Annotated in this window: 9 protein-coding genes; all 9 read right to left on the reverse strand. The window is 37.5% G+C overall.

Annotated elements, in window-relative coordinates; translation table 11 throughout:
* Positions 1–934, reverse strand: a 934-nt coding sequence (locus H5202_RS15795; protein WP_182772921.1) for a leucine-rich repeat domain-containing protein, incomplete at its 3' end; no start/stop codon positions are given.
* Positions 935–937: 3 nt separating this feature from the next.
* Positions 938–1,660, reverse strand: coding sequence for a hypothetical protein (locus tag H5202_RS15800; protein ID WP_182772922.1), 723 nt, complete (start codon positions 1,658–1,660; stop codon positions 938–940).
* Entirely contained in the window at positions 1,653–2,468 is an 816-nt protein-coding gene (locus H5202_RS15805) for a JmjC domain-containing protein (protein WP_182772923.1), read from the reverse strand. The genes H5202_RS15800 and H5202_RS15805 overlap by 8 nt, the downstream gene beginning before the upstream one ends.
* An 8-nt stretch (positions 2,469–2,476) precedes the next feature.
* Positions 2,477–3,493 (reverse strand): radical SAM/SPASM domain-containing protein, encoded by a 1,017-nt coding sequence (locus H5202_RS15810; protein ID WP_182772924.1) that lies wholly within the window; start codon positions 3,491–3,493, stop codon positions 2,477–2,479.
* A gap of 35 nt (positions 3,494–3,528) precedes the next feature.
* Positions 3,529–3,684, reverse strand: coding sequence for a hypothetical protein (locus tag H5202_RS15815; RefSeq protein WP_182772925.1), 156 nt, complete (start codon positions 3,682–3,684; stop codon positions 3,529–3,531).
* 276 nt (positions 3,685–3,960) lie between these two features.
* Positions 3,961–4,542 (reverse strand): 4Fe-4S single cluster domain-containing protein, encoded by a 582-nt coding sequence (locus H5202_RS15820; protein ID WP_182772926.1) that lies wholly within the window; start codon positions 4,540–4,542, stop codon positions 3,961–3,963.
* Positions 4,539–6,383: an AAA family ATPase gene (locus H5202_RS15825; protein ID WP_182772927.1), complete on the reverse strand. Its 1,845-nt coding sequence runs from the start codon at positions 6,381–6,383 to the stop codon at positions 4,539–4,541. Before H5202_RS15825 ends, H5202_RS15820 begins: the two co-directional genes overlap by 4 nt.
* A gap of 4 nt (positions 6,384–6,387) precedes the next feature.
* Positions 6,388–7,524 (reverse strand): hypothetical protein, encoded by a 1,137-nt coding sequence (locus H5202_RS15830; RefSeq protein WP_182772928.1) that lies wholly within the window; start codon positions 7,522–7,524, stop codon positions 6,388–6,390.
* Positions 7,521–7,892 (reverse strand): PIN domain-containing protein (locus H5202_RS15835; protein ID WP_220493900.1); only part of this gene is annotated, 372 nt, incomplete at its 5' end. The genes H5202_RS15835 and H5202_RS15830, both read right to left, overlap by 4 nt.

Here is a 7,892-nt window from a genome sequence, read left to right on the forward strand (position 1 = left end):
AAAAATCAACTTTCCTTAGCTCTAATTTAACCGAGTCTTGCTCATGATGAATAGATATTTTTCTTAAAGGATTCGCACCTAGATTTAATCGCTCTAAAAAATCTAACCTTACATCAACATCCTCAATTTTATTTCGATATAGGGAAAGCGTTTTTATATTTAATGGCAGGTTTTTAATTTCATTCCCTTTAAGAAAATTTTTATATAAATACAAACGTTCCAAATTAGAACAACCAAATAATAAATCAGGAAGATTATAAAGTAAACAGGCCCCAAAATTTACGCTTTTCAAACTTACGAACTCATTTGCTGTTCTAAGCTCAAAATCCTTGCACCCCCTTAAGTCTAAAACTTCCAAATTTTTTGGTAGATTATCCACCTTAAAGTCGCTTAAAAAAGGGCATTCCAGTACTTTTAGTGTCTCCACCTCAGAAATTGCCGAAAAAAAATAATCCCGCTCTTTTTTTGTCTTGGCCCTAAGAAAGTTATATGGATACCCACTTTTATTTACCAATGATAAAACAGACATGCCTTCATAAATAACATTGTCTACTTTTTCCATTTCGATTCTTGGAGAATATTTAAGGTCATCAACCAAGAGTGGAACCATACAAAATAAATTAATGCCTTCTCTTATTTTATCGCCATCATACCAAAAAAATTTTAATTTCAAATTTATTGCCAAAAACGACAACTCATCAAGTAAGTAACCTCTTACCCTCCATTGCTCTGTTGGTATGCCAACTAAATCACCTAGAATATGAATATGTATTTCGGAGCAAGAACTACAGAGAATTCTGTTGATAATTTCATTAGGTTCCAAAGGAAGTAAGTCATCGGAGCAAATTGAAATTATCAGAACGTACTGACCATCTTGATCTTTGATGACATTTGAAAGTTTACTACAGCTATATCCGCCACATATATCTATCATAATTCAATATAACCTGTATGAGAAAACCACCTCTGATTTTTTTACTAACTCACTAGGGCAAAAAAGATCATTCTGATCAATCATTAAAACTAAATTTAAAAATGAATCATCGCATAAGTAAAATGCTAATGCATGTAATCCAACCTTGACATCTCTGCTATATTGTTCTTGGTGATACAGCATGATGATACACCCACACCTAGCTATAGTTTTAATTAGATTATTTACCTTTAACTTCAAAAGGTTAGCATCACCTTGATAGGCATCATCTTTCAAAAAAAAAGCCGATTTTTTTATTATTAGATCTTGATAATGCCTATATATTTCCAAAACATCTTTTTTATCTAGCACTCTTTCATTTGCAAAATTAAATCTCGTCCCAGTGATATGCTCACCAAATCTATTTAGATTGAAAAGCACCCACCTATCCAATAACGCGTAGCTTTTATTAATTATATGCAAGTCTATATGTTGCCACCACTGAGCTTGTAGATTTACATTGAATTTATAAAGCTCGCGTTTTATATACTCTATATCTTTGACACTTACTTCCTTAATAAAAATAAGAACAAGGTCAACATCCCAAGGCTTATACTCTAGTTCCGAACTTTCTACACATGCACTTCCTCTAAGGTAAAAACCGGGCCCATATTTAGAAAAACGTTCAACAATAAAATTAATGAATGGATTATAAAAACATTTATTCAACTCAAAAAAGCTACTCATAATATTTTTTTATAAATTCGTTTTTAACTAGAGAAAATAGCTTGTCAAAATCTTGGATATTTAAAGCTTCATAAGATAAAAAACTAGGTGAAAAATCTGCTCGGAGTGAGCTATTTAAAATAGTAATGTCTTTAATACATTGTTGAATGCATTCATAGACTCTTTGACCATTTAATCCTATTGCTAAATGAATTGAGTTACTGTCAGCCGACACATCATGTACAGCACCAGGAGGGATATAAATCACATCACCTGGTACAGTCTCGAAATATTCATATTCTAAGCTGTCAGGTATGGAGTTTTGACACAGTCCGTACACAGGATTGGTATCTATTATCGGTCCGATTTTCCAACTTTTCTTACCTGCTATTTGATGAGCAAATATATGATAAAAATCATAATGGGGAGTAGCCCCTTTGGATTGGCCAAAAGAGAAGTAGCTATTTAAAGAAACTTTGAAATCGGGAAAGAACTTACAAAATAGATTTTTGAGATGTCCAATATCACCAAAATTTTCGAAAGCTCCTTGTAGCTTAACAGTTTTGCCATTTAAATCTAATCCATTGAACTTATCAAAGTCTATCTCATGTGAAAGTTCTTTTGTGCTAGACTTTGTATAAAATAGAGGATTTAAAGCCCCACCGCGTTCTAAGACTCTTAGGTTAGGGTAATCTATTCCCGATTGCACTACATTATGTAGATGTGATAGCTCAAGTTCAGCATGAACTCCAGCCCTGAATTGAAATGGTTTTTTGTTCCAGAAATTTCTAAAAAAATATTCATTATCAATATTACGGAAATATACCATTTCAGAAATTAACCCTTAGCCAAAAGCACTTTATTCACGATTGGGCAACGAGGATCTCCTTGCGAAAGGTTGCGAGCTCCAATACCTGGACAACCTCCTTTACATTGAGAAAACGCCCTGCATTGATAACAAATAGAATACTTATTTGGTAATATATTAACATTTGATAAAGCATGCGCTACCCTAGCATAGCTATCGGAATGGAAATCACCGACGATATTTTCCTCCATACACGCACAGGGGTAAACAGTGCCGTTGGGGTTAACATACATTTTCGAACGCCCTGTCCCACAATTAGTTCCTATGCTTGATAGTTCCTCGTTAGTGCTATCTAAGAATTCACTTGTTGCAATATTTCTTAATGCAAACATTGGTCTAATCGATGTTCTAGACGCATTATGAAACCCAGCATAAACGGAATCAACTAGCTTATTCCAATCTTGGGTTGAGATATCTTCCTCGTCATTTGCTCTTCCGTAACCGACTATCCTTTTTAAATTCCATTGATAAAATTCCGAGCTGTCGAGGTCGTCATCCAAATTTTTCAATGACGTAATGTTTTTATTGGAAACTGTTGTTGCTATTGTGACTTTAAAACCGAGCTCAGTGATAGCTTCTATATTGCTCAACGTTTTATGATATGTATTCAAGCCCCTTATTGACTCATGAAACTCCTCATCACCATCTATAGATATTTGAATACTTATCTTGTCATTGAAACGCTTGATCTTTTTGATCTTATGCAAGTTCAGACCATTTGTATTGATAATAGTTTTTTCAAAATACCGATATGCTAAAGAGCAAATATCTTCAAAGTTAGGGTGTAAAGTTGGCTCTCCACCACTGAGTAATGCTTGAAATTCACTATTGCTAGAAGCGAGCTTTACGAAAATTTCTTCGCAAAGCTCCAATGGCATAAATTCAGAATAGCTTGGATCAGAACTTCTAATACAATGTGAACAAGCTAAGTTACATTTTCTCGTAAGCAAAATATAACACTGCTTCAAATAGAATCTACTTTCCATTTTGATAATCAATCCATGCTTTCTGAAAATAAATATTAGCAGGCGTCAGCTTCAAACCAAGAGCCAAATGTATCGCAATGATTATCACTACTAATATTATTCTGAGTTCCTTCCTCTTGCATCAGCACTTCAAGTAACGAGTTAAAGTATATTTTTTGTGATTCTTCATAAACAACTTCATTCTGTAACATTATGTTTCCTTTCTAGTTTCAAGTATTTTAGTTACAGTCAATGTATTAGATAAACTGCTGGAAAACAAGTAAAAAAGTAAACTGATAGTCTGTCTCAAGGAAAAGCGCATGATTAAGCAAACTATCACCGATGTGCATATGACGCGGACATTGTCTGTTACAACAAGCTCTACATCAATCTGAAGTTGTCCTATGTGGACTCGGTTAGATAGATTGAAGAAATCGTTGTCATGCTAGGCAACCCCCGATGTAAATGGGAGCCAGAAGTTACTTGCTTCAAGCTTTTACAATGAACGGCAACCCATTGACAGAAACTTGTCCTTTAGTACTTATACGCCACTCATTGGTTATAACCTCTGCCATAGACTCAATCGAACAATCATATCTATTCGTTAAATAGTGAAATTTCTGGTTAGTCGAGCCAACCCAGTTGCGGTTTGGTTCCACAATATGCAATTCAAATTCTCCATCAACCACAACATCAACGTGTCTTAGTAGTCTGTCTACGGCTACGAATCGACTGTTATCCAGTTCTTTAAGCTTATATCCAGTGAACAACATGACAGATAGATCAATACTATGAGCAAACCGAGCCAATTCCGATAAGCCCTGAGCCTGTAGCACAGGCTCACCGCCTAGCAAGGTTATACCTTCGATATCAAAATTATTTTTGTTCGATTCAATCCGCTTTTTCAGCTGTTCCACCTCAACAACGTTCGCAGGTTTAATCTTCAAAAAGTCAGGGTTACAGCAGGAAGGGCATCGTTTCAAGCACCCTTGTACCCATATGGCAGTTCGAACCCCAGGCCCTTCCGCTTCGGTAGCATCTACTATTGCACCTAAATTTAGCCAAGTCATAAATCAATCTCAAAATCAAAAGATTTACCTGCTTGAACGACTCTAATTGGACGTCCGTTAAACCCAGAAAGGTCCGAAAGGTTTTCAAACAAAAACTCAGCTAAAGGATCGAAAAGTGCTGAAACCATGGCATTTAACACACCTCGTCCACCAGCACTATTGTTGACTTGCGCGACAATCGTTACCAATGCTTTTTTTTCATCATCAAATATGAGATCAGATATACCCCATTTTTCCTTTAAGCGCATTTTTAACGGTTCAAGTTTTGCTTTCGCTATTGCAACTAGAAAATCCGAGTCTATCATAAAGTTGAAAGGCACTATGTTGGCTTCACCAATTCGACCTAGCAATTCAGGACGCTTTAACTCCTGCACAAAGTGCTTTGTCACATGAGCTTTGAATTGCTCAATCGCTCCCTCGCCTGGCTCGATTTCACTGGCACCTATATTTGATGTAAAGACAATAAAAGTATCAGAAAAATTTACGGTTTCTCCCCTACCATCGGTAAGGCGGCCATCTTCTAAAATTTGTAAAAATTTGTCTAAAATCCGTGGGTGCGCTTTTTCAATTTCATCAAACAGTAATAGTGAAAATGGTCTTTTTTTCACTGCATTAGTGAGTTGACCACCTTCTTCGAACCCTACGTATCCAGGTGGCGCACCAACTAATCGCTGATCTGCATGTTCATGGTTAAATTCAGACATATCGAAACGTAAACAGGCATCTTCATCACCAAATAAAAAGCTAGCGAGTGACTTCGCCAGTTCCGTTTTACCTACACCAGTTGGACCAACAAAGAACAGCGCGCCTTTAGGCATTCTAGATTTTGACGAATGCTGCAACCCAGACAAGCCAGTAAACGCTCTTATCAATACTTTCCTTACCAATTTTATGGATTCGTCCTGCCCTTTAACCCTCTGTTTTAAAATAATTTCCACATCTTTTAGCTTATGGTAGTTTAATTGTTCCCAAGGCGATTCCTTTTTACCGTACCGGTATAACGAGACTAGTGCATCTAAAGATAAGGCCTGCTTCTGTTGACGAGAGAGTCGAGCAAGTTGATTAATCTCACGAAGATTCAAGGAGTCGGTCAAATCAACAAAATCTTCCAATAACCGAGAACCAATAGTTAGAGGTTGATCAAGATTAAAAACGTTCGATAGCCCGAGTATGGCTTGTTGACGTTCAGCACGGTTTGGAAGAGGAACAACTACTTCAGCGAATTGAGGGTTACCGGTAGTAAGCTGTGGAGGTAATTTATTAACGCCCTGACAAACAAATACCATCAAGCTCTGAACTTTATCTATTTCGGTATGGGACATTTCATCTGCGGCGTCGCGCAGATTTTGTGACAACTGAACTAACCAACCACGCTCTTGCTCTGATAATGCATTAACCTGGCCAAACAGCAAATTGGACCAATCTACAATAAACGCGACTTTCGGCACATTGGTGTTTAACATCACTCGTTGAGCAACAGCGAAAAAGTCCTGCGGCGTTAGCTGAGTCTGCCCTGATTCCAGTTCACTTTGGTGAGTGGATTCATCATCAAAATCATAGTCATCACCCTCAATTAACTCGGATTGAGAGCCAAACGATGATTGCAATTCATTCCAGTTTGATTCCGAAATCCCTGATATCCCACCTACCCTTGAATAATGAATAACATGCTTAAAACCAAGATTTTCAAGCGTTCCACTTAACACTTGTTTGAAGGGCAAAGACGCCCCCTCTTGATTGAATACTATATTATTAACATTGCCACTGATGACAATACCTCGGCGTAATTTCGCTTGACGAGAAAGATCATCAAGCCATGCAGAAATTTGGGGATTATTCATACTCCTATCCTTTTGAATTCATTGTTTGAGATGGAATGGGTTTCATTTCGGCATCCTCATCATCAGGGTTGCTCCACAAAACACGTGAATCAGACAAATCTACCCCGTATATTTCGCTGAGTTTGGGCAAGACTTGCTCAATATCCTTTTTGCACGTTTGACCTTTATAGTTCTCAAATTTATAGGTACAACTACCATCTAAGCGGATTTCAAATTGCGCTCTATTACCAGCAGGCCTAGAAGCAGCAATCACAACCTCACTCTTACCTTCTTTGTTTATGACCAATTTAGGTTTTTGCACCGCGAAACCAGTAGTTTTAAGGGTATTGAAAATAGCTTTTACAGTCTCTTTCCTAATAGCCTCATCTTCGATTTGCTTATCTGCCTGATCAGAAAGCTGTTCTATTTTTTGAAGTTGCGCAATAGCGTCTTCAGGATTATCTGAAAAAATAGTATCAAACTGTTCTGAAATTACTTGAGCCTGATCGGTAGGGAGGCTTGTTGAAACGACTTCTGCAATGGCATTGGCAAAGTCACGATTAGTACTTGATTGAGATAGCCTTTCTACTAGGACTCTATGTTCCGCGGCTTTTTCTAACCCTTGTAGCTTAAGCTTATGGAGCTTAGCCAACAAATCTCCTTCCTTTTTAACTGACTTTTCAGAGAATACCTGTTGCTCAAGTGCTTTAATTTCTTTAAGCATTAAATTTAGCGATAATTTATCGGTCCAATTTCGAAGTTCTTGAGTCCAGGCAACACTGATTGCCACTTCTCTTTGCTTCTCAACCTCAGCCCTTGCTTCAAGCTCTTTTAGATAATTTTGATACTGTGCTTCTTCGACCTGCTGTTTAATCTGTCGAGCCATATTACGCAGCGAATAAATTTCATTGCCTAATGATTTTGAGCGTTCCCTTGCGTTAAATGGATTGCTATCAAGCTCGGCTCGAATTTGCATGAGTTCAGACAAACAGCCGTCGTACCGTACTTGTACAAACTCTACTAAACCCTGTTCCTGCAAACTCGCTAATTCATTTTGATAACGATCTATAAAAGAAGACGTCGTATTGCGTACTCGCTCTTCTGCAATTTTCTGGCGGTGTTCACGCTCTAATCTGTATCGAGCATCATGAATTTGACTCATTTACCTTTCCTTTTCTTCGATTTTTTATTCGACGAACCAACAAGGTATTCTTGCGTCGATTGACTTGCAATCCCTTCGGCGTTGGCCAAGTTTCTAAGATTTTTATCATCCGTTAGCAGTATTGAATTACATAATCGATAATACACAGCGACCGACAAAATCTTCAAATCAGGCGAATCCAGTGCATCTTTATCCATCTTTTCTAATAATTCTAGGTGTTGTGGCTCATAGCTATTGAATTGAATCAGCCGATCAATTGCTGCCCTCGCACGCTTGGCCTTATCGCTCCACTCACCTTCGTTCTTATCTTCTTTCAGTCCGTCCAACTCATCTAAGACGATTACTGGTATTACAAGCTGATCTGAGGG

The organism is Shewanella sp. SG41-4 (genome assembly GCF_014164505.1).
GTDB lineage: Bacteria > Pseudomonadota > Gammaproteobacteria > Enterobacterales > Shewanellaceae > Shewanella.

What these genes read in the sequence shown, in the direction of transcription:
- H5202_RS15825 (WP_182772927.1), bottom strand. Translation starts at nt 6,383, where the DNA reads ATGAATAATCCCCAAATTTCTGCATGGCTTGATGATCTTTCTCGTCAA.
- H5202_RS15815 (WP_182772925.1), bottom strand. Translation starts at nt 3,684, where the DNA reads ATGTTACAGAATGAAGTTGTTTATGAAGAATCACAAAAAATATACTTT.
- H5202_RS15800 (WP_182772922.1), bottom strand. Translation starts at nt 1,660, where the DNA reads ATGAGTAGCTTTTTTGAGTTGAATAAATGTTTTTATAATCCATTCATT.
- H5202_RS15810 (WP_182772924.1), bottom strand. Translation starts at nt 3,493, where the DNA reads ATGGAAAGTAGATTCTATTTGAAGCAGTGTTATATTTTGCTTACGAGA.
- H5202_RS15805 (WP_182772923.1), bottom strand. Translation starts at nt 2,468, where the DNA reads ATGGTATATTTCCGTAATATTGATAATGAATATTTTTTTAGAAATTTC.
- H5202_RS15820 (WP_182772926.1), bottom strand. Translation starts at nt 4,542, where the DNA reads ATGACTTGGCTAAATTTAGGTGCAATAGTAGATGCTACCGAAGCGGAA.
- H5202_RS15830 (WP_182772928.1), bottom strand. Translation starts at nt 7,524, where the DNA reads ATGAGTCAAATTCATGATGCTCGATACAGATTAGAGCGTGAACACCGC.